A 21,372-nucleotide genomic window follows, 5' to 3' on the forward strand; every position below is an offset into this window, starting at 1 on the left:
GAGCCAGGTCTCCTGGAGGACGTCCTCCGCGTCGGCCGCCGATCCGAGGATCTCGTACGCGACGGTGAAGAGCAGACTGCGGTAGGCGACGAACGCCTCGGTCGCCGGGCCGGTGGCGTGGTCACTCATGTCCCGGTCTCTCCCCTGTTCACGCAATGCTGTTCGTGCACGGCCTCAGACTGCCGTGTCAGCGGGCGCCGGCGCATCCGCACGCTTGGCCTGCAGCATCTGCCGGCGCTTGGCGCCTCCCGGGACGCGGTGCAAGCCGTACGAACCGGGTTTGCGTGCCTCGCCGGCCATTTGCTTGACGATGCTCGTGCAGATGAACTCCTTGAGCTTCGCGCCGGGGCGACCGTCGATGCGGAACCGCACCGCGTCGTCGTACCTGTGGGCGAACTGGAAGATGCCGGCGCGTCGGCCCAGGCTGATGCACTGGCCGGCGAACACCTGGTTGAGGGTGGAGGGCTGCTCACCCGCGATCCGGCTGAGCACCGTGTCGGCGGCCCGCGCGCCCAGAGGCATCGCGGCCTGGCAGCTCATCCGCAGCGGCAGATCCGACGGCGCCGCCGAATCCCCGGCCGCGACGATGCGCTCGTCGTCCACGCTCGTCAAGGTCTCGTCCGTGAGCAGGCGGCCCAGTGCGTCGGTGCTCAGCCCACTGCGCGCGGCCAGGTCCGGCACGCCGAATCCGGCGGTCCAGACGGTCACGTGGCTCGGCAGCTCGCGGCCGTCGCCGAGCCGGACGGCATCGCGCGTCACCTCCGTCACCTCCGCACCGGGGCCTTGGAGTACGGTCACACCGAGTTCGGCGAGCCGCTCGGCGACCGAGCGCCGCCCCCGAGGATGCAGATACGGGCCCAGCACCTCGCCGCAGACCAGGGTCACGGCCCGGCCCGGCTCCGCCAGCTCGGCCGCGGTCTCGATGCCGGTCGGACCGGCTCCGACCACGGTCATCGTGGCCTCTCTCGGCGCGACGTCGACGACCGGCCGCAGCCGCTGCGCCTCCTCCAGTCCGGCGATCGGGTAGGCGAACTCGGCCGCTCCGGGCACGCTCGGGTCGGCGCTGCCACTGCCCACCGCGTAGACCAGATAGTCGTAACCGACCGTGCCGCCGCTCGCCAGCGTCAGGCTGCGCTCGGAAGCGTTGATCGTCGTCACGCTGTCGACCACCAGACCGACACGCTCACCCAGGACCTTCCGGTACTCCACGACCGCGTCGTGGGACCCGCCCACCAGTTGGTGCAGGCGGATCCGGTCGACGAAAGCCGGGCGCGGATTGATCAGAGTCACGGTCACGTCGTCGCGCCGCGTCAGACGGTTGGCCGCCATGACTCCGGCGTATCCGCCGCCGATCACGACGGCCTCGATGTTCCCAGCCACGGTGTCTCCTTCGTTCGAGTCACTGGTTCATGGGTCAGCCTCAAGACACCGGGTGACCGATCGCTGTGACGGATTGTGAGGCAGGTCACTCCACTGGTGCGGCACGCCGTCCTCGCCGGGGACCGGCCGATGCGGCGGACCGTGCGGATCCGCACCCGCTCCGGCCTGGCCGGTGCGCGTTCGTGCGACGCGGCGCGGTCAGGTCCCTGCCGTCGTCGCCGAGCGGCCGGGACGCTCCGGCTCCCGGCCCATGCGCGCACAGTCCGCGGGCGGGGCATCACCTGAGCCCGTCGGCGATGGGGGACGGGCTTGAGGGTGATGCGGTGACTTCACGATTTCACGATTTGGCGATGAAGTACGGTCACGGACCGGGAAGCCCGCACCACCCGGGACAGAAGACCTACGGGACAGCCCTTAGACCGCCGCCGCTCTTCCCCCGTACTCCAGCGGGTCCGTCAGCACATCCTGGACCACGAGAGCCGCCGCGCCGCGGGCCGCGTCCGTCGCGGGGGAGGAGGCGCGGAGGCGGGCGGCCGTGGGGGGCCAGAGGCCGGAGACCACGCGGGCGGAGAGTTCCCGCGCGGCAGGCGGGGCGAGCCACGGCACCAGGGGGCGGTAGATCCCGCCGAGGACGACCGCGTCCGGGTCGAAGAGGTTCACCGCGCCGGAGAGGACGCGGCCGAGCATCATGCCCGCCCGGCCCAGCGCCGACAGGGCCCGTTCGTCACCCGCGCGGGCGCGGTGGACCAGTTCGGCCACGCCCGTCGCGCCGTCCGCCTCGTCGAGCCCCGCGGCCCGCAGCAGTGCCGACTGGCCCGCGTACTGCTCAAGGCAGCCCCGTGAGCCGCAGCGGCACTCGGGGCCGTCGGGCGCGACCAGGACATGGCCGATCTCCCCGGCGAAGCCATGTGCCCCGCGCAGCAGTTCGCCGCCGAGTACCAGCGCCCCGCCGACGCCGATCTCACCGGTGAGATACAGGAAGGTGCGCACATCCCCGAGTCCGCCGAACCACAGCTCCGCCAGCGCCGCGAGATTCGCCTCGTTCTCGGAGCGGACCGGCAGCACCGGCAGCCGGGGCCGCAGCGCGGCGAGCGCGTCGGTGAAGAGATCCTCGGCGGGGACGCGGTTCCAGCCGAGATTGGGGGCGGCCCGTACGGTGCCTCCGGTCACCAGGCCGGGCAGGGCCAGCGCGGCGCCCACCGGCCGTAGATCCTGTTCCGCGGCGGAGGACAGCGCGCGGGAGGCGATACGGGCGGCTCGGGCCAGCACCCGCGACGGCGAAGCACCCCGGTTGTCGAGGTGTTCGACGAGCCGGACCCGGTCGGTGCCCGCCAGGTCCACCACGCACACCGAGACGTAGTCGACGTTTATCTCGACCCCGAGGCCCGCGACTCCGGTACGGGCGATCTTGAGCACGGTGCCGGGCCGCCCCGCCTGGCCGCTGAAGGTCTTCCCGGACTCCGAGAGGAACCCGCTCTCCAGGAGCTGTTCCACCAGGGAGGAGATCGCCGCGCGGGTCAGCCCCACCCGGGCGGAGACCCCGGCTCTGGTGATCTCGCCCGCGTCGCGGACCGCCCGCAGCACCAGACTGAGGTTGTGACGGCGCACGGTGTCCCGGCCGGCCTTCGGTTCCAGCCGGTCCCGGCCTCCGGGGCCGGCCGGTCTCGCCCGTGCGATGGGTTCCACGTATCAGCCCTGTGGCCCTCGGTATCCCAGGGACGCCTCGATGCGCCCGGCCAGCCCGTCGCGCCGCTGAGGGCCACGGACGGTCGAACCGGCCAGCCAGGAGCGGCACTTGCTGCCGAGAAGGAGACCGAAGCTCTCCGCCTCGTTCTCCACGGACTGGTCGAAACAGGTCCTCGCGGCGACCCGGCGGACGGTGTCCTGGAGGTCGGCCGCGTCCGAGAGCAGCCGGGCCGCGACGGCCGCGCCCTCGATGTGGTGGGTGCAGTGCCCGGCCTTCATGTGCCACAGCTCATGGCCGAGAATCACCAGCTGGTGGTCGGGCGCGGTGCGTTCCTCGATGACGATCAGGTCCTGGTCCGTCATGTCCAGCCAGAGTCCGCTCGCCGTGCCGGGGGGAAAGGTGGCCGTACGGTAGCGGACCGGCCGGCCGCGGCGCCTGCTCATGCCTCCGCACAGGGCCGCGTAGAGATCGGCGGGCTCCGCCGGCGCGGGCAGGTCGATCGCGGCCACCAGCTCACCGCAGAGCCGACGCATCTCCTTGCCAATGCTCACCGTTCTCCTCTCCTCCCCGTCAGCGGCCGCACCCGCATCACCCGGTATCCGCACCTGTCCGCGCCTGACCGCACCTGTCCGCACCTGTCGTGTCCCGACCTGTCCTGAAATCCTGTCGTGGAATCAGGTCTTTCCTGAAGTCAGGTTTCCGTCTGCTTTACGGTGTCGGATTCCGCCGGTTCGGCTGATTCCGGTGGTTTGACGCTTTCCAGAAGCAGGTCGAGCCATTCGGTGACTTTGTCCCGGTGCTTGTCCGTCGGCAGTTGCGCGGCCCGCCAGGCGATGCCCCGTACGCCATGGTCCTGCAGCAGCCGCTCCAGAGGGTCGCCCTCGCCGGCGTACCCCTGGAGGAGACGCTGTTCGGTGCGCTGGAGCGCGTTGTTGAGCGCGTCCTCGTCGTCGGCGGTCAGAAACCCCGCGTGCACCTTGAAGAAGCGCTGGATCGCGTCGCAGTGCTCCATCGTGGGACGGCGGTCGCCGTTGATGAGGGCCCCCGCCTGCTGGCGGGACATGCCGGCCCCGGCGGCGATCTCCTGCTGGGTGTACTTGCGGCCGTTGGGCTTCAGCCGCGTCCGGCGCAGCAGGTCGAAGCGCTGGACGAAGCGGGCCTGGAGATCGGGCTCACCGGCCGGGCGCCCTTCGAGCAGGGCGGCGACCACGTCGGCGGGCACACCCGACTCCTCCGAGAGCCGGTGGACGTCGAACACCTCGCCGCGGTTCACCCCCAGTCTGGCCACGAGTTCGGCGACGCGGGTGACCGACGCCGCCAGAGGGCCGGAGGCCGCGGGGCCCGGAACCAAGAAGCCGTCTGTCACCAGTAGGTCTCCTAGATCACGCGAGGTGGCTCCGCACACAAATGGCTGCCCGGAGATTAGCCGTTTCGAAGCCGTGCAACCAGCTCTTGCCACAGCTGTGGCCCGATCTGCGCGCTCTGCGGCGTGGAATGCCACGATAGTTGACATCGGCTCGCATTCGGGAGCAGGATCGCCGGGCGGGGTGAAGATCAAAAGACGCCGCCGCAGCGGTACATCCGAGAAGCGGCGAAGGGTGGCGTTCTCGATGACACATGAGACCGGTGTCGACCGTCCCGGTGTCCAAGGGCGTCGGGGGTGTGCGGGGGCGGGCCGCGGCACGCTCCGGTCGAGGAGGTTCACCGACCTGGTCCGGGACCGCCGGGAGGAACTGGGGCTCAGCGTGGCCGATGTGGCCGCGCGGCTGGACATCAGCACCCGCGCCTATGGCAGCTGGGAGCGCACCCCCGCCCATGAGTGGACCGAGGAGAAGCTGTACGCGCTGGTCAAGGCGTTGGAGATGACGGATCAGCAGGGCGGCTGGCTGCTGCGGCTGGCCGTCGATCAGGATCTGTCGTACGGCACGGATCCGCTGCCCTCCTCCCGTCCCGCCTCGCAGATGGGGCCCGCGCGCCCCTCCGGACCGGCCTTTCCCGCCGGCCCCTCCCGTTCGTATATGCCGCTGCCCACACCCGGAGTGCCCGTCGAGCCGTCTCCGGAACCCTCGCTGCCCAAGGACCCGGGAACACAGGCGTATCTGCGTGACTACGCGGCGATGATGGACGCCGTGCCCCTGCCGTCGGTGCTCTTCGACCGCCGCTGGGACGTCGCCCACGTCAACCCCGCCTTCCAGGCGCTGTTCCGGGGCGTGGGACAGCACCCCACGGCCATGCCGGACCAGAACTTCCTGCGCTTCGTGCTCTTCCACCCGGACGCGGGCGCCGTGCTCGGCGACCGGGAGACCAGCTGGTGTCTGCCCCTGCTCGCCCAGCTGGAATCCGCGCTGGACTGCTACGCGGACGACGGTGTCCTTCAAGCCATTCGCGAGGACATCGCCGACGACCCCATCATGGACGCCGCCTACCGGTGCGGTCTGCCGCACTGGGTACGCGCGACGGGGGCCGCCGCGGTCCACCACGACGGCGCGGTACGGCCGCTCCACCACCCCGACCCCCGCTGGGGGCGCTCCGAGTGCCGGATCGTGGACGAGACGCCCGCGACCCTCCAGGACCGGGGGTACACCCGGATGACCCTGGTGCTGCGCGAGCGCAGAAGCACGACCTCACCGGACGTACGGCGGGGCAAGTCCCATCTGAGGGCCGTCTCCAGCGGCTGAACGGGAGCCGCCCGCCGCCGGACGTCCGGGGCGGGCGGTGCGAGGCCGGTACACGGGGGCGAACCGGAACCGGTCGCACCACCGCACCACCCTTGTCAGGGCGTGGGCGTGCAACGACGATGACGGCATGTCACATCAGACCCCACCAGCCGACGGTGGCCACACCGCCCTCCACGGCAGCACCGGCGAAGGGGCCTTCGCCGTCCCGGGCACCGCGGTATCCGTCACCGCGCGGCACTCGGGCCCGGCGCAGCACTCGCGCACGGCGCCACGCGCGGGCACGGCGACGTCCTCGGAGCCGACCCGTCCCGCACTCACCGTTCCTTCGCGGTGAGCCGGTGCCGACTTCCAGCGTCCTCCGGCCGCCGCCGCCGCTCCCGCACACGCCGCCGGCTTCGCTTCCACGAGGTCCAGGCCCCCGCCTTCCCCGAGCAGGGGCCTGGACCTCTCCCCCATCCCCATTTCCCCCGTGTGCTCTGTGCCCCCGTAGGCCCCCGTGCGTCCGGTGCTCGCCGTACGCGCCGTACTCGCCGTACTCCTCGTGCTGCTCAGCGCAGCGACGACACGGCCCACTCGGCGGCGACCGCCAGCGCGACGCCCGCGCCGAGAACCACGGTGGCCACCCTCGTACGTCCCTGCTTGCTGAGCACCATCGCGCTGCCCGACAGGATCAGCGCGATGCCGTAGAAACCCATGGTCAGAACCGAATGAGTGCTTCCGAGCCGCAGGACGAGAGTCAGACCCACCGCGATCATGATCACCGCGGAGAGAGCGATCCGCACATGACGTGCCTGGCGTGGTGTGAGCCCCTGCCGTTCCGGGCTCGAATTGGCTTCCGACATGCGTGGAAGCCTATCCGTCGGGTCCGTGCGCGGGTGGTCGGTGGCGAGATCCGGAGCCTTCATACGCCGGTCCTAGGCACGCCCGCCGACACCGGCGGTCCACAGGGGTGCGGTACCGGTCAGCTGGCAGGCGTTGAGGTAGAGGGGGATCGGTGGTGTGTACGGACTGTCGCCGTCGGGCCAGCGGATCAGTCTGGGGTTGGTGGCGGGTACATACGCTCCTTTGGCGTAGTGGGACGGCAGCGGCCATGTGAGGTCCTGATCGGAGCCGGACGGAACGATCCACCACCACCAGTCCGTGTCCGCGTAGACACAGCCGGTGCGCGGCAGCCGCTCCAGCAGCCGGAAGCCGTACCGCGCCGGGATTCCCACGGCGTCGCAGCCGAGGGTGGGCACGATCGCGGACGGCAGATCGAGCCGGACGAGACCGTCGTCGCCGGTGTGGCGGCCGATCCGGAGGAGCGTCGCGAGCTGCTTCAGCACGGGCCCTCCGTTCCCCGGGGAAAGTCCACGCCGTACGGAATCTGCGTATGGGCCAGCTCGGCCCAGACGATCCGGCCGATGCCCCGCTGGTCGGCGTGCGCGCCCCAGGAGCTGGAGACGGCCTCCACCAGCAGCAGTCCCCGTCCCCGCTCCTCGGCAGCCCTGGTGTGGCACACATGGGGGCCGGTGGGAGCGCAGCCCTGGTCCTGCACGCTGATGCGCAGGCTCTCGACGCCGTTGAGCAGCTCGCACGAGATCAGATGGCTTCCGCTGTGCACGACCGCGTTGGTGACCAGCTCGGATATCACCAGCATCGCCGTGTCATGGGTGTCGCCGCCTATGCCCCAGCAGTGCAGACGGTCGCGGGTGAGTTTACGTGCTCGGGACACATATTCGACGCGCGCCGGCAGCTCGAAGCCGTACCGGTGGTGGTCGGCCTCCGAGCACGGATCCAAGAGTGGGGCGTGGCGCGTGTCGTGGTTCACTCATCCACTGTCGCTCTGGAGTGGACAACTTGGCAAGGCCCACTGTGAAATTTTCAGAGTGGGCATATTCAGCGGCACTGAGTGCGTGGCACACTGCTCGCATCAGCACGTGGGGAGGTCTCGAAGTGAGTGAACCGCGGTCCGCCCCCACGGTGGGGCAGGTCGTCCTCGGTAAGCGCCTGCAGGATCTGCGCGAGCGTGCCGGGCTGAAGCGCGAGGAAGCCGCGAAGGTTCTCCGTGTGGCCGCGGGCACCATTCGCCGGATGGAGACCGCCGAGGTCGCGCTGAAGATCCCGTACGTCCAGATGCTCCTGGACGCGTACGGGATCAGCGAGGAGGAGGCTCGCGGCTTCATCGAGCTGGCGGAGGAGGCGAACAAGCCGGGCTGGTGGCAGCGGTTCCACGATGTCCTGCCGGGCTGGTTCAGCATGTATGTCAGCCTGGAAGGTGCGGCGAGCCTGATCCGCGCCTACGAGCCGCACTTCGTGCCCGGTCTGCTGCAGACGGAGGAGTACGCGCGGGCGATCATGCTCAGCGGCGCCGTCGGACAGACCGAGCCCGAGGACATCGAGCGCCATGTGGCGCTGCGGATGGAGCGGCAGGACCTGCTCACCCAACCCGACCCACCCAAACTGTGGGTGATCATGGACGAGACGGTGTTCCGGAGACCCGTCGGCGGTCCCGGCGTCATGAGAGCGCAGATCGACCGGCTGCTCGAAGGCGCTCGGATGCCCCATGTGACCTTGCAGATCGCGGAGTTCGCGTCCGGACATCACCCCGGCACCTATGGGCCGTTCGTGCTGTTCCGGTTCGCAGTCCCCGAGCTCCCGGACATGGTCTACAGCGAGTACCTCAGCGGCGCCGTCTACCTCGACGCACGTCCCGAGGTCGCCTCGCATCTGGAGGTCCTGGACCGCATGGCGGCTCAGGCCGCGACTGCACAACGCACGAAGGAGATCCTCAGGGATCTCCGCAAGGAGCTGTGAATGGATCACATATACAACGGGATGCCGGCCACCGAGCTGGGCAATGCGGGCTGGCGCAAGCCGTGGAGCGGTGGAAACGGCGGAAACTGCTTCGAGACCATGAAGCTCGCGGACGGCCGGGTGGCCGTGCGCCAGTCGGCCGACCCGGACGGGCCCGCCTTGATCTATACCCCTGGTGAGATCGCCGCGTTCATCCAAGGAGCCAAGTCGGGGCAGGCGGACTTCCTGCTCACCTGAGCCGCCGGCTCCGCGCGCACCGGCGCCGACGTCCGAGTCCACATCCTCATCGGCATCGACGTCAGCGTCAGCTTTCCGTTCCGAACCACATGGTTGTGATGTTCATCGACTCTTCAACCACCCGTCCACCCGCCGGTCCGTTATCCAGCGGCCGCTTATCCTCCCAACTCAAGATCCAACAGAAGAAACGGCGTGCGGGCTCAGTCACCCCGCACGCCGTTGTCGTCCCCGGACTCCTCCGGGGTGACGGGACGGCTCCGGTCCGTGTCCGAAACGGCTTCCGCCACGGGCCGGCGCGCACGGCGGGACCAGGGGCACGACGAACCTCCCGGCCGCCGACCTCCGCTCCGAGGTGCCCCCGCACCGGGGCGGCCCGGCCCCTGCGCGGCCGCTTCCGCCCCACGGACCGGCGGCACCGTGGTAGACCGGAAGCGAACGGGTGGAAGCGGCTCAGGGTATGCGGGGGATCATTCGGTGCGGGGACGACGGCTGCTCAACTACCGCGACGCGGTGGCGATTCTGACGGGCGACAGCGCGAGCCTGGCCGCCGCCGACCGGGCGCTCGGCGGGGCCCTCTCGATGGCGACCGGCGGCGTCAGTGACGCCGTGCTCAGCGTGTTCGACGCTCAGGGACGGGTACTGCGGCTGGGGCGGGATCTGACGGCGGGGCTCGGCGGGAATCCGGGCGGGGCCGACCGGGCGACCCGTACGGAGAGGATCAACGCCGCGCACACGGTGCTGGTGATCACCGCGTGGTTCCAGGCGCTCGGGGAAGCGGAACTGCCGTTCCGGCTGGCGGAGCTGGAGCTGACGCGACGGGAACAACTGGCCATCGCCGGAGGACACGACGAAGGCGACCTCCTCGGCACCCTCTTCGGCATGACGGTTCCTCAACCCGCACCCCATCTGCCGTACGAGCAGGTCCTGCGGGATCTGGAGTTCTGGTACGCCGGGTGCGGCGGCCATCTGCTGCTCTTCCTCCAGGGCCTGGCCGTCCACGACCGGCTGGACGAGGCGGATCGGGAGCGGACCGAACGCGTACTCCAGCGGTGGACCCGCAGACGGGCGGTCGAGCGCTATCAGGAGCTCTACGCCCAACTCGCCCAAGAAGTACCTGAGTTCGGATTCTGGTCCGGGCAGATCGAGCACCAGGCCACCAGGGTCGCCATCCGCCGGGCGCTCTCCGGCATCGAGACCACCCTCGCCGGGCTGAGCACCCCGCCCCCGCTGAGCCACGCCGCGGAAGCCCTCGTCGCCGGCTACCGCGCCGCGCTGCCCAAGCCGATCCTCTCCGAGGGCGAGGCCCCGGCCGGAATGTGCCTGCCCACCCTGGACCAGGGCTATGTCGACCACGAATTCCGGGTCCGCCGGGTGGGCTCGGGCACCGCGGAGGCCGCCGACGAAAGCTGGTGGGCGGAGTCGGCCGTACGGTCCGACCTCAGCGAGTACCTCGCCGGCGTCCTCACCACCGTCGCCTCGACCACCGCGCCCCTGGTGGTCCTCGGCCAGCCCGGCGCGGGAAAGTCCGTACTCACCAAGATCCTCGCGGCCCGGCTGCCCGCCACCGGTTATCTGCCCGTGCGCGTCGTCCTGCGGGAGGTGCCCGCCGACGCCGACATCCAGGACCAGATCGAGTACGCCGTACGCGCGTCCACCGGGGAGCGGCTCTCCTGGCCCGAGCTGGTCCGGGCGGCGGACAGCGCGGTCCCCGTCCTCCTCTTCGACGGTTTCGACGAGCTGCTCCAGGCCACCGGGGTCAGCCAGTCCGACTTCCTGGTACGGGTGGCCCGATTCCAGGAGCGCGAGGCGGACCAGGGCAGGCCCCTCTACGCGATCGTGACCAGCCGTACCGCGGTCGCGGACCGGGTGCGCTACCCGGACGGCTCGGTGGCCCTGCGGCTCGAACCCTTCAGCGAGCCCCAGACGGAACGCTGGCTGGAGCAGTGGAACCGCCTCAACGAGTCCTATCTCGCCGGGCGCGGACTCGAACCTCTGCCCGCCGCCGTCGCCGTACGCCACCGGGCGCTCGCCTCCCAGCCGCTCCTGCTGCTGATGCTCGCGCTGTACGACGCCACGGCGAACGCCCTGCAGCGCGGCTCAGGCGCCGACGCCGCCTTCGACGAGGCCGCGCTGTACGAGGAACTCCTCGTCTCCTTCGCCCAGCGCGAGGTGCGCAAATCGGTCGCGGCCTCGCCGGACCGGGAAATCGCCCACCGCGCCGAGCAGGAGCTGCAACGGTTGTCCCTGATCTCCTTCGGCATGCTCAACAGACGCCGGCAGTGGATCACCACAGCCGAGATGGAACAGGATCTGTCCGCCCTGCTCGGTCACGCCGAGAACCGGCGCTCCGCATCGGCGCAGGACGGCTTCAGGGCCGAACTGGACCAGGGCGAGATCGCGCTGGGGCGCTTCTTCTTCGTCCAGCACGCCCAGGCGGTACGGGACGAACAGCGGCTGGCGACCTATGAGTTCCTGCACGCCACCTTCGGCGAGTACCTCATCGCCCGGCTCGCCGTGCAACTGCTGGAAGGACTCCTCGGCCAGCGCCCGGCGCTCTCCGTGGGCCGCACCAGCGTCGACGACGATCTGCTGTACGTCCTCCTGTCGTACGCCACGCTGTCGTCCCGGCAGATCCTCCGCTTCGCCCGCGCCCGGATCGCCCGCATACCGTCCGACGCCCGCGCCCGCCTCGGCGAGCTGCTGATCACCGTCATGGCCGACCACCGCAACCGCACCGAGCACCGCTACACCGACTACCGGCCCCAAGTGCGGGCCACGACATCCCGTCACGGCCTGTACTCGGCGAATCTGCTGACGCTGACCGTGCTGGTCACCGGGGGAGTCAGGGCGAGCGAGCTGTTCCCCGGAGTGAGGAAGCCCGCCGCCCGCTGGCACCGGCGGGTGCTGCTGTGGCGCGCGGCCTTCAGGGAGGCGGAGTGGACGGACTTCGCCATGGCCCTCCGCGTCAGCCGGATCTGGAACGAGAGCGGGCAGCAGGATCTCGACATCCGCCCGGACCCGCTCTTCCTCGCCCGCCCGGAACAGATCGACGTCGTCTGGCTGTACGGCCGGCAGACGACGGTCGGCACCCATGAGCGGGTGACCAGCTGGTCCCGGTCCGATCCGGAGCAGATCCGCCACAAGATGTCGGTGTCCGGCGGCGTCAACGACTCCATCGTCCTGCACACCGCCGACCCCTTCTTCCGCTCGCTGCCCTGGGCCGTCACCACCTTCGTCGGCCCGCCCGACACCGCCACGTCGATCGCGCACGCCCTGACGGCGCTCTGGCTCACGAGCGGGCTCGGCGCTCCGCGGGACGAACTCATCGCCCAGTACGAGAACTGCGCCGAGATCATGGCCACCTGGGGGAATCTGGACGAGCCCTCACGACGTCAGCTCGTCCGGCTCGTCTTCGGGCAGCTCCGCACCGACGCACCCCGGCTCCCGGCCGACGTCGTGGGCCGCGTGCTGCAAGCGCCGAGCCGGTTCCTCCTGGACGGGGAAGCGCTGGAGCTACGGGCCCTGTCGGCGCTGGCGGTCCTCGACGCCGACTCGGGGGAGGAGATCCGGCTGTACGCGGAGCACTGCCTGCTCCAGCTGAACCCGTCGGCTCCCGAGAGGCTGCTGGCCCTCTGGCACCGCAGGCACACCTTCGCACAGCCCGAGCCGATCAACCGGGCGCTGGTCGCGGTGCTGGGCGCGGTCCACGACGACCAACTGAGCGGGGCCGCTCCCGAACTCGTCGCCGAGGCACGCGAGTTCGCCCGGAGCCGCCGCCTGGCGCCGTGACCCGGAGGGCCGCTCACTCCAGGGGCGTGCGGATTCCGCCGGTCCACCTCGCGGCGCGGTGCGGGGGCGGCATTCGTTCGATGGCGGGTCTTCGCTGGAAGATGGACCCATGGCCCGTACCCCGCGCCCACGGCGCACCCCCGCCCCCGCCCCCGTCCTCAAGGCCGCCTCGCTCTGCCCCTGTGGGCTGCCCGCCGCCTACGGCGAGTGCTGCGGCCGGTTTCACGCGGGTGAGGCGGCGGCCCCGACCGCCGAACTGCTGATGCGCTCCCGCTACAGCGCGTTCGTCGCCGGGGACGTGGAGTATCTGCTCCGCACCTGGCACCCGGACACCAGGCCGGCGCGTCTGGAGCTGGATCCGGGGATGCGCTGGGAGGGGCTGGAGATCATCGGGGCCACGGACGGGAGCCCTTTCCATTCCACCGGCACCGTGACCTTCCGTGCCCGCTACCGGCACCACGGGAACCGCGGTGTGCTGCATGAACGCAGTACGTTCGGGCGGCACGGCGGCGCATGGGTCTATGCGGACGGAACCTTCGTCGAGTGACCGAGTGACCGGGTGACCGAGGGGCTGCGGGACCGAGTGTCCGGGCGCCCGCATGGCTGCGGGACCACGTGGCCGCGCGACCGAGCCGCCCGGGTGATCGGCCGGACCCGGAGCCGGGCCGATCGCGCCGCGCGGTTCGCGTCCGCTCAGTACGCGCGGTTCGGCAGGATCACCAGCCGGGGGTTGTACGCGGCCAGCACCTTGTTCGTCCGCGCCAGCACCGACAGCGCGTGCTCCCGGTCGGCCCGGTCCTCATGGCAGAGCGGGCCGCGGAATCGATTCACCTCGCGTACCGCGCTGTCCGCCTCGATCTCGGCCTGGAGAACGTGGGCCGGCATGCAGGATCCGATCAGCGCGGCCACGCGGTCGGGGATCGGTACGGGGATCAGGGGCGACGCGGTCACGGTGTCCAGTCCTTGTCTTGAGCTCGATCGGGGCCGCCGGTGGGTCCGGTGACGCCCACCCCTCCATACGTACCGGGCGAGTTTCCGTGTTCGTCGGCGGGGATGTCTCTGTGCGGCAACCGTTGCCGGACGCCCCAGGTGCGTTCTCATCACGCGCGGGTATCTCGACTCGCGGGCGCTGAGAACGGGTGTCAGGTCCCGTCAACTCCCCGGCCGCACTCCGCGAAGAGCGGTCGACCGAGGGCGTACGCAAGGACCTGAAGCGGGCGGGACAGCGCGGCGACCTCGCCGACCGCGTCCCGATCGAGGTGATCGGGGACAGCGGAGTCGTACGGGAGGTGCGCACGGCACTGCTCGCCCTGCCTGCTGCCAGCGGCAGCACAGGCGACATACCTTACGACAAAGTGGAGCGCGCGCCCGAATCGATCACCTTCAGGTGCGAGAGAGGTGATCGGTGCCGACGGTCCGGCACAGCCTCCGAGCCCGCCCCGCCAAGTCGTCGGCGCGGCCCAGACGTTGATCGTTTCCGGTCTCGCGCCCGGCGGCCGGACCGCGATCACGACCGGCGTACCAACGGCCTCTCGGCCCCGTCCCGCCCGGCTCTTGACCGCTCGGCCCCCTCCCGCTCAGCCCCGTCCCGCTCAGCCTCCGGTCCGCCCGGCCCCCGGCCCCGTCCCGCTCAGCCCTCGTCCCGCTCGGCTCCGGGAGCCGACAGCACCTCGGACAGGTCGTAGCGCACCGGCTCCTCCAACTGGGCATATGTGCAGTCCGCCGGCTCCCGGTCCGGCCGCGGGCGGCGGAACTGGGCCGTGTGCCGGAACCGGGTGCCCTCCATATGGTCGTACGCGACCTCGATCACCCGCTCCGGCCGCAGCGCCACCCACGACAGATCCTTCTTTCCCGTCCAGCGGCTCACCGCGCCGGGCAGGCGCGAGCTCTCATGCGCGCTCTCGTCCGCCCAGGCGGCCCAGGGGTGGTCCGCGGGGGACTCCATCAGCAGCGGCTCCAGTTCGGCCACCAGTTCCTCGCGCCGCTTCATGGAGAAGGCGGCGCAGACGCCGACGTGCTGGAGCGTGCCAGAGTCGTCGTACAGCCCCAGCAGCAGCGAGCCCACGACCGGTCCGCTCTTGTGGAAGCGGTAGCCGGCCACGACGACATCCGCCGTGCGCTCGTGCTTGATCTTGTACATCAGGCGGGCGTCCGGCCGGTACGGGAGCGTCAGAGGCTTGGCGATGACCCCGTCGAGCCCGGCCCCCTCGTACTGCTCGAACCACCTCCGGGCGACCTCGACGTCGGTCGTCGCGGGCGCGAGATGCACTGGCGGCCGGACCGCGCTCAGCGCCTCGGCGAGCAGGGCCCGCCGCTCCGTCAGCGGAGTGTCCAGCAGGGACCGGTCGCCGAGCGCCAGCAGATCGAACGCCACGAAGCTCGACGGGGTCTGCTCGGCGAGCATGCGTACGCGGGAGTCGGCCGGGTGGATGCGCTCGGTGAGCCGGTCGAAACTCAGCCGCCCCTCGTGGACGATGACGATCTCGCCGTCGACGACACAGCGCTCGGGCAGATTGGCGGCGAGTTCGGCGGCCAACTCGGGGAAGTAGCGGGTCAGCGGCTTACCGGTCCGGGAGCCGATCACCACCTCGTCCCCGTCCCGGTGGACGATCGCCCGGAAGCCGTCCCACTTCGCCTCGTACTGCATTCCGGGCGGGATGTTCTTCACGGCCTTGGCGAGCATCGGCTTCACGGGGGGCATCACCGGGAGATCCATGGGCCGATTGTCCAGTATGCGGGGAATGTCGGCACGGCCTACGCTGACCCACATGGCGGCTCGAGCGGTGGAACTGGAAGTGGGAGAGCGCGTGGTGCGCGTCTCCAGCCCCGACAAGATCTACTTTCCTGAGCGTGGCTACACCAAGCTGGACATGGTCGGCTACTACCTGGCCGTCGGCGACGGCATCACCCGGGCCCTGCGCGACCGTCCCACCACCCTGGAGCGCTACCCCGACGGGGTGAGCGGCGAGTCCTTCTTCCAGAAACGCGCGCCGAAGCACCTCCCGGACTGGATTCCGACGGCCCACATCACCTTTCCCAGCGGTCGCTCGGCCGACGAGATGTGCCCGACCGAGCCCGCGGCCGTCATCTGGGCCGCCAATCTGGGCGCCGTCACCTTCCACCCCTGGCCCGTACGCCGGGACGACACCGACCACCCCGACGAACTGCGCATCGACCTCGACCCCCAGCCCGGTACCGACTACGCCGACGCTGTACGGGCCGCCCACGAGCTGCGGGCCGTACTGGACGAGATGGGGCTGCGGGGCTGGCCCAAGACCTCCGGGGGGCGCGGTCTGCATGTCTTCGTCCCCATCGAGCCGTCCTGGACCTTCGTGCAGGTCAGACGGGCCGCGATCGCCTGCGGCCGGCTCCTGGAGAGGCGGCTGCCGGACCGGGTGACCATCAAGTGGTGGAAGGAGGAGCGCGGCGCGCGGATCTTCGTCGACTACAACCAGACGGCCCGTGACCGCACGATCGCCTCCGCCTACTCCGTACGGCCCCGGCCGGGCGCCACCGTCTCCGCGCCCCTGCGCTGGGAGGAGCTGGACGACGCCCGCCCCGAGGACTTCGACATCAAGACGATGCCCGCGCGCTACGCCGCGGTCGGCGACGTCCACGCGGACATGGACGATCACCGCTTCAGTCTGGAGAGCCTGCTGGAAGCGGCCCGCAAGGACGAGGCGGACCATGGGCTTGGCGATCTGCCCTATCCGCCGGAGTACCCGAAGATGCCGGGCGAGCCGAAGCGGGTCCAGCCCAGCCGGGCGAAGAAGACGCCGGCGGCCGAGTAGCCGCGAAGGTCCCCTCCCCGGGGGCGGGGAGGGGACCTTCGCAGCCCTCTCACAGGTTTCTCGTCACGGTCTCCGGATCACGGCTTCCCGATCGCAGGTCCCCAGAGACCGTCACCGGATCACAGGTCCCGGATCGCGGGAGCTGGATCACAGCTCTCGGATCAGAGGCCCGGGATCACAGCTCCTGGACGCGGATGTTGCGGTACGAGACCACATCCGTGGTGCCGTGGACCTGGAGTCCGATGTAACCGAGCGCGTACCGCCGTCCGTCCGTGCCGACGTCGTCGCCGCGCGGCGGGGTGAAGGTCTGCCCGGCCGTGTTCTCGAACCGGTTGATCAGGACGCCGTTGCGGTAGACCGAGTACGACTGGCCGACCACCCGGATCTCGTAGTCGTTCCAGGTGCCCTTCGGCGTCACCCCGGCACCCGCGAGCCCGACGCGGTCGAAGCCGTACACCGAACCGGTCTTGTACATGTCGCCGTCGGGCCGGTCCAGCACCTGGACCTCGTGGCCGTACTTGATGGCGACCCACTCGGGACGCGGCTCCTCCGGGTTCTCGTGGACATACGGGAAGCGGACGAAGACACCGCTGTTGGCGTTGCCCGTGCCGGGCGCGTCGTCCCGCCACTGGAGCTTCAGCGAGAAGTCCCCGTACTGCTTCGGGAACCACAGCATCCCGAGGCCGCCCTTGGTGGTGCCGCTGGTCATCGACCCGTCCTCGTTGAGGGCGAACGAGCCGCCGCCGACGTGCTGCCACTTGTCGAACGACGACCGGGTGCCGTCGAAGATGTCGCGGTAGCCGGTGTTCTGGCCGGGCTTGCCGATGCCGGACTGCTTGGCGGCGTTGTAGACCTTCTTGTGCTCGCGCAGGTCGATGACGCCGTCCGCCAGGAGCCGGTCCAGGACCTGGTCCACGTGCTTGAGGAACAGCGCGTGCGACGACCAGGACTTCTCGTCCTCGATCAGCTCGTTGACCGTGCAGCGGCTACGGGTCATCCGGTTGGGCACACCCGTGTCGACCGTGCCGACGATCACCGTCAGGCGCTCGTCCCACTCGGGGCAGTTCGGGGCCGGGACCCCGCCGCCCTCCGCGACGGTGAACGTCACCCGCTGCGCCTGCGAGGTGTTGCCCGCCTTGTCCGTGGCCCGGTGCAGAACGGTGTGGAAGCCCACCCGGTCGACGATCACGGGAGTGGTGTACGCGAGGTACGGGCCGCCGTCGAGCGAGTACTCGACCTTGTCGACGCCGGAGCCGTCGACGTCGGTCGCGTTGACGGTCACCTTGGCGCTGGTGACGTACGCCCCGTCGGAGTTCTTCTGACCCGCCACCTCGGCCGCCGTCACCGGCGGGGTCGTGTCGGGCGTGGGCGGCGTGACCACCGTGAAGTCCACGGACTTCTCCGCGGCGGCGTTGCCCGCCTTGTCCGTGGCCCGGTAGCGGACCTTGTGCGTGCCCACCTGATGCACCATCACCGGAGCGGTGTACGGCTGCCAGGCCCCGCCCGCGCCGATCGCGTACTCGATGGTGTTGACGCCCGAGCCGGTGTCGGAGGCGGTGACGGTCACCGTCGCCATGTCGAGGTACTGGCCCGCGTCGTTCCGCTCCCCGCTGACGGTGGCCGAGGTCTCCGGCGGGGTCTTGTCGTCGGTCGGCGGGGCGACGACGCGGAAGTCGACCGACTTCTCCGCCGCCGTGTTCCCGGCCTTGTCGGTCGCGCGGTAGCGGATCTTGTGGGTCCCGACCTCGTTGACCACGACCGGAGCGGTGTACGCCTGCCAGGGGCCGTCGGCCCCGACCGCGAACTCCGTCCGCTCGACGCCCGAGCCCTCGTCGGTCGCCGACACCGTCACACTGGCCATGCCCACATACGCGCCGTCGGCGTTCTTGTCGCCCTCGACCTTCGCCGAGGTGACGGGCGCGGCGGTGTCCTCGCCGCCGTTCTCACTGACGGTCAGGATGCCCTGCATCTGGCCGTGGCCGGGTATGGAGCAGTAGAAGCGGTACCGGCCCGGTGTCAGCGTGACCTCGACGGAGTGCTTCCCGCCCTTGTCGTCGCTCGGGTTGGCGAGGATGTTCAGCGGTACGTCGTTGTTGTACTCCGGGTCCGCCACGTCGAAGGTCAGCGTGTGCGGCATCCCGGTGGTGTTGCCGGTCGCCCGGCTGTTCTCGAAGACGATGGTCGTCCTGCCCTCCTTCGCCGTGGTGGGGAAGGAGAGGAAGCGGTCGATCGGGTCGCCGGCGGTCCAGGTGAGCGTCTGTTCGGGGGCCTGGGCCTCGGCGGCCCCGGCCTGCGACGCGGTCCGGGCCTGCGACACGGCCCCCTGGGCGGTCTTGGGGGAGCCGCCGCTCTGTCCGTACGCGGCGGCGGACATCAGCCCGACGACCATCGCGACGGAGGCCACCAGAGCCGTCCACACTCCGGCCTTGCCGCGCCTGCCGCGCCTGCCGTGCCAACCGCGTTTTCTGTGTCCGAGGAGTCTCACTGCGCCACCTTCCGTGCCAGCTGGTCGGCGGAGGGAGTCGCCTCGCCGCCCTTGTACGTGATGTGCCACAGCGCCGAGCGCGAATCCGAGGTGAAGAAGCCGCGTCCGTAGTCGAGGACGTAGAGCGAACCGTCGGGAGCGAACTTCCAGTCCATCAGATTGCGGATGCCGTTGTTCCCGACCGGGATGATCTTCTTCAGGGACTCGGCGTGCACCGGGATCCCGCCCTTGCCCACGGTCTTGGGATCGGTGAGCACCGCGTGCCGAGGCTGGTCGCCGTCGTAGAAGTCGCCGACGAACCACTTCCCGTCCCAGTACGAGGGCCACTTGGTGGTGCTGGCGCTCGCCGCGTCGAAGCGGTAGACCGGGCCGTTCATCGTCGCCTGGCCGCCGCCCTTGAGCCACGGCATCAGCAGCTTCTGCTCCTCCAGCTTGTAGGAGGGCAGACCACTGGCGTCGCGAGGGAAGTCGGGACCGCCGCCCTGGGGCGAGTACCAGATCGTGTTGGGGGTGACGGGCGGCAGATTGACCAGGCCGTCGTTGTTCGGGGACTCGTTCTTGGGAGCCGCGCAGTCGTACCAGCCGAGCGGCTTGCTCGGGTCGGTGAGGCCCCGGTCCCGGTAGGGCTGGTTGTTGCCCATGCAGTACGGCCAGCCGTGGTTGCCCGCCTTGGTGATGGCGGCGAAGGTGTCGTACTTGGCCGGCCCCCAGGTCGTGGAGGGCGAACCGGCGTCCGGGCCGACCCAGCCCGCGTAGAGGGTGTCGGTCTTCTGGTCGACGAAGATGCGCGCCGGATTGCGGACGCCCATCACATAGATCTCGCCGCGCGTCTTGCCGCCGCCCTCGTCCGGTTCCTCACCCGTGAAGAGGTTCCCCTCGGGAATCGTGTAGGTGCCGTTCCTCTCGGGGTGGATCCGCAGGATCTTCCCGTTGAGGTTGTTGGTGTTGCCCGACGTGCGGCGCGCGTCGGCGAACGAGACGCCCTTGTAGTTGGGCTGGGGGTTGTTGCCCGAGTAACCGCCGCTGAAACCGGAGGAGTTGTTGTCACCGGTGGCGATGTAGAGGTTCCCCTTGGAGTCCCACGACATCCCGCCGCCCGAGTGGCAGCAGCTGTGGATCTGCACCGGCCACTTCAGCAGGACCTTCTCGCTCGCGGGCCTGATCTTGCCGGTGGCGAAGTCGAACGTGAAGCGGGAGACCCTGCGGTCGCCCATCCGCGTCTCCCGGTTGATCTCCGAGTGCGGGGTGTAGTGCAGATAGACCCAGCCGTTGGTCGCGAACTTCGGGTCCAGCTCGATGCCGAGCAGGCCCTCCTCGTTCTTGGTCAGCTCATCGCCGCCGCCCTTGTTGCCGAAGACGTCCAGCGCCCCGGCGAGGGTGACCTTCTTCGTCTTCGGGTCGAAGACATGGATCTCGCCCCGGCCCTTGCCGACGTCCGGGTTGTTCCAGTCGGTGACGACGGGTTTGGTGTTGTCGCCGCCGCCCCGGCCGATGTAGAAAACGCGGCCGTCGGGGGCCGTGACCAGCCCGTGCGGCTCGCCGATCTGATCGTTCTGCCCCGGCTGGTTGGGCTGGGTGACCCGCTCGGCCGTGTAGTTGGCGTTGATGGTCGCCTTGCAGTCGGCCCGCGAGATACGGCTCGTCCAGGCGAGCGCGCCCCGCAGATGGTCGCGGAAGTCGGTCTCGGAGAAGCTGTCGACCGTACCGCCCATGCCCGTGTAGAAGCTGCGGCCACCGTCGTAGTCACGGCACCAGGAGATGGGCTTGTCCCAGCCGTTGGCGCCGGCGACCGGCTTGTACGAGGTCTCCTTGAGACGGGCCACCGTATGCACGCTGCCGGACGGGTTGACCGCCCAGTTGAACCACTTGTCGGGCCGCTTCCACTGGAGCGGCAGGGACTTGGTGGCCGGATGCTGACGGTCGCCGACCTCGATGACGGCACGCTGTACCGTGCTCGGCGCGCCGGTGGGACGCGCCCCGATCAGCCCGGTGAACCATTCGGAGTACGGCTCCGTCCGCGCCGCGTCATGGACGCCGAGGAAGCCGCCGCCCGCCTCCATGTACGACTCCAGGCCGGCCTCCTGCTCCGGGTCGAGGACATCGCCGCCGCCCGTCAGGAAGACGACCGCGTTGTACCTCCCGAGGCGTCCGGCGTCGGTGAACACGGAGGCGTCGTCGGTCGCCTCCGTCGCGAACCGGCCCGCGGTCGGCCCGGTCAGCCCGATGGTCTCGACCGCCTGGATTCCGGCGTTGACGAGCGGCGACTCGGCGGTGGCCGAGGCGTGGAACACCAGGACCCTGACGTTCTTGCCGCCCGGAGGAGACGGGAGGGACAACGTTGTCGCCCTCGTATCCGGTGGCGGCGGCCCGGCCGAGGCGGTCGTCGCCCCGCCGAGCAGGGAGACGGTCAGTGCGCCGACCCCGAGTGTCGCGGCCAGCACCCTCCTTCGAGATCTGGACCGGTGATGTGGTGCGCGCTGCATGTGGTCACCCACCCCTCTGTGGTCACAACAACAGCATGGGAAACTA

Annotated in this window: 18 protein-coding genes; 6 read left to right on the plus strand and 12 right to left on the minus strand. The window is 70.3% G+C overall.

The window, feature by feature from the left end; translation table 11 throughout:
- The 5 genes from ACWEFL_RS32065 to ACWEFL_RS32085 form a co-directional block, all read right to left on the minus strand.
- Nucleotides 1-129 (minus strand): sigma factor (locus ACWEFL_RS32065; protein ID WP_451719644.1); only part of this gene is annotated, 129 nt, incomplete at its 3' end.
- Between the two features lie 45 nt (nt 130-174).
- Nucleotides 175-1,380 carry an NAD(P)/FAD-dependent oxidoreductase gene (locus ACWEFL_RS32070; RefSeq protein ID WP_451719489.1) on the minus strand — a complete coding sequence of 402 codons (1,206 nt, stop codon included), beginning with the start codon at nt 1,378-1,380 and terminating at the stop codon, nt 175-177.
- A 414-nt stretch (nt 1,381-1,794) separates the two neighbouring features.
- The gene (locus ACWEFL_RS32075) at nt 1,795-3,057 is read right to left on the minus strand and encodes an ROK family protein (RefSeq protein WP_451719646.1); all 1,263 of its coding nucleotides are present in this window, start codon (nt 3,055-3,057) and stop codon (nt 1,795-1,797) included.
- Nucleotides 3,058-3,069: 12 nt separating this feature from the next.
- The gene (locus ACWEFL_RS32080) at nt 3,070-3,600 is read right to left on the minus strand and encodes a toxin-antitoxin system, toxin component (protein WP_451719649.1); all 531 of its coding nucleotides are present in this window, start codon (nt 3,598-3,600) and stop codon (nt 3,070-3,072) included.
- Between the two features lie 158 nt (nt 3,601-3,758).
- Entirely contained in the window at nt 3,759-4,433 is a 675-nt protein-coding gene (locus ACWEFL_RS32085) for a helix-turn-helix domain-containing protein (RefSeq protein ID WP_451719492.1), read from the minus strand.
- 244 nt (nt 4,434-4,677) lie between these two features.
- Here ACWEFL_RS32085 and ACWEFL_RS32090 point away from each other — a divergent pair, with 244 nt between their 5' ends.
- On the plus strand, nt 4,678-5,745 hold the full coding sequence (locus ACWEFL_RS32090) for an MmyB family transcriptional regulator (RefSeq protein ID WP_451719494.1): 1,068 nt from the start codon (nt 4,678-4,680) through the stop codon (nt 5,743-5,745).
- 548 nt (nt 5,746-6,293) lie between these two features.
- Here ACWEFL_RS32090 and ACWEFL_RS32095 read toward each other — a convergent pair.
- From ACWEFL_RS32095 to ACWEFL_RS32105, 3 genes are all read right to left on the minus strand, one after another.
- On the minus strand, nt 6,294-6,587 hold the full coding sequence (locus ACWEFL_RS32095) for a hypothetical protein (protein WP_451719497.1): 294 nt from the start codon (nt 6,585-6,587) through the stop codon (nt 6,294-6,296).
- 72 nt (nt 6,588-6,659) lie between these two features.
- Nucleotides 6,660-7,070: a hypothetical protein gene (locus tag ACWEFL_RS32100; protein ID WP_451719500.1), complete on the minus strand. Its 411-nt coding sequence runs from the start codon at nt 7,068-7,070 to the stop codon at nt 6,660-6,662.
- Nucleotides 7,064-7,555 carry an ATP-binding protein gene (locus ACWEFL_RS32105; RefSeq protein ID WP_451719503.1) on the minus strand — a complete coding sequence of 164 codons (492 nt, stop codon included), beginning with the start codon at nt 7,553-7,555 and terminating at the stop codon, nt 7,064-7,066. Before ACWEFL_RS32105 ends, ACWEFL_RS32100 begins: the two co-directional genes overlap by 7 nt.
- A gap of 125 nt (nt 7,556-7,680) precedes the next feature.
- Here ACWEFL_RS32105 and ACWEFL_RS32110 point away from each other — a divergent pair, with 125 nt between their 5' ends.
- From ACWEFL_RS32110 to ACWEFL_RS32125, 4 genes are all read left to right on the plus strand, one after another.
- A complete protein-coding gene (locus ACWEFL_RS32110) occupies nt 7,681-8,541 on the plus strand; it encodes a helix-turn-helix domain-containing protein (protein ID WP_451719506.1) in 861 nt (286 codons plus the stop codon).
- Complete coding sequence (locus tag ACWEFL_RS32115) at nt 8,542-8,778, plus strand: DUF397 domain-containing protein (protein WP_451719509.1); 237 nt, start codon at nt 8,542-8,544, stop codon at nt 8,776-8,778.
- Nucleotides 8,779-9,252: 474 nt separating this feature from the next.
- Nucleotides 9,253-12,567, plus strand: a complete 3,315-nt coding sequence (locus ACWEFL_RS32120) for an NACHT domain-containing protein (protein ID WP_451719512.1) — start codon at nt 9,253-9,255, stop codon at nt 12,565-12,567.
- A 109-nt stretch (nt 12,568-12,676) separates the two neighbouring features.
- A complete protein-coding gene (locus ACWEFL_RS32125) occupies nt 12,677-13,114 on the plus strand; it encodes a YchJ family protein (protein WP_451719515.1) in 438 nt (145 codons plus the stop codon).
- 146 nt (nt 13,115-13,260) lie between these two features.
- Here ACWEFL_RS32125 and ACWEFL_RS32130 read toward each other — a convergent pair whose 3' ends face one another.
- Nucleotides 13,261-13,518, minus strand: a complete 258-nt coding sequence (locus tag ACWEFL_RS32130) for a hypothetical protein (RefSeq protein ID WP_451719517.1) — start codon at nt 13,516-13,518, stop codon at nt 13,261-13,263.
- Between the two features lie 679 nt (nt 13,519-14,197).
- Entirely contained in the window at nt 14,198-15,283 is a 1,086-nt protein-coding gene (locus tag ACWEFL_RS32135; protein WP_451719520.1) for an ATP-dependent DNA ligase, read from the minus strand.
- A 52-nt stretch (nt 15,284-15,335) separates the two neighbouring features.
- On the opposite strand from ACWEFL_RS32135, the gene ligD reads away from it, so the two are divergent.
- Nucleotides 15,336-16,358: a non-homologous end-joining DNA ligase gene (gene ligD, locus ACWEFL_RS32140; protein ID WP_451719522.1), complete on the plus strand. Its 1,023-nt coding sequence runs from the start codon at nt 15,336-15,338 to the stop codon at nt 16,356-16,358.
- Nucleotides 16,359-16,533: 175 nt separating this feature from the next.
- Here the strand turns inward: ligD and ACWEFL_RS32145 are convergent, their stop codons facing one another.
- Together ACWEFL_RS32145 and ACWEFL_RS32150 are read right to left on the minus strand one after the other, a co-directional pair.
- Entirely contained in the window at nt 16,534-18,747 is a 2,214-nt protein-coding gene (locus ACWEFL_RS32145; protein WP_451719651.1) for an OmpL47-type beta-barrel domain-containing protein, read from the minus strand.
- Nucleotides 18,748-18,839: 92 nt separating this feature from the next.
- The gene (locus ACWEFL_RS32150; RefSeq protein ID WP_451719525.1) at nt 18,840-21,326 is read right to left on the minus strand and encodes a ThuA domain-containing protein; all 2,487 of its coding nucleotides are present in this window, start codon (nt 21,324-21,326) and stop codon (nt 18,840-18,842) included.
- Nucleotides 21,327-21,372: the final 46 nt, after the last annotated feature.

Source organism: Streptomyces sp. NPDC004838 (genome assembly GCF_053600955.1).

Excerpts from the sequence above, each read along its gene's own strand:
- ACWEFL_RS32080 (WP_451719649.1), bottom strand. The coding sequence starts at position 3,600 with ATGCGTCGGCTCTGCGGTGAGCTGGTGGCCGCGATCGACCTGCCCGCG.
- ACWEFL_RS32090 (WP_451719494.1), top strand. The coding sequence starts at position 4,678 with ATGACACATGAGACCGGTGTCGACCGTCCCGGTGTCCAAGGGCGTCGG.
- ACWEFL_RS32095 (WP_451719497.1), bottom strand. The coding sequence starts at position 6,587 with ATGTCGGAAGCCAATTCGAGCCCGGAACGGCAGGGGCTCACACCACGC.
- ACWEFL_RS32115 (WP_451719509.1), top strand. The coding sequence starts at position 8,542 with ATGGATCACATATACAACGGGATGCCGGCCACCGAGCTGGGCAATGCG.
- ACWEFL_RS32125 (WP_451719515.1), top strand. The coding sequence starts at position 12,677 with ATGGCCCGTACCCCGCGCCCACGGCGCACCCCCGCCCCCGCCCCCGTC.
- ACWEFL_RS32135 (WP_451719520.1), bottom strand. The coding sequence starts at position 15,283 with ATGGATCTCCCGGTGATGCCCCCCGTGAAGCCGATGCTCGCCAAGGCC.
- ligD (WP_451719522.1), top strand. The coding sequence starts at position 15,336 with ATGGCGGCTCGAGCGGTGGAACTGGAAGTGGGAGAGCGCGTGGTGCGC.
- ACWEFL_RS32145 (WP_451719651.1), bottom strand. The coding sequence starts at position 18,747 with ATGGTCGTCGGGCTGATGTCCGCCGCCGCGTACGGACAGAGCGGCGGC.
- ACWEFL_RS32150 (WP_451719525.1), bottom strand. The coding sequence starts at position 21,326 with ATGCAGCGCGCACCACATCACCGGTCCAGATCTCGAAGGAGGGTGCTG.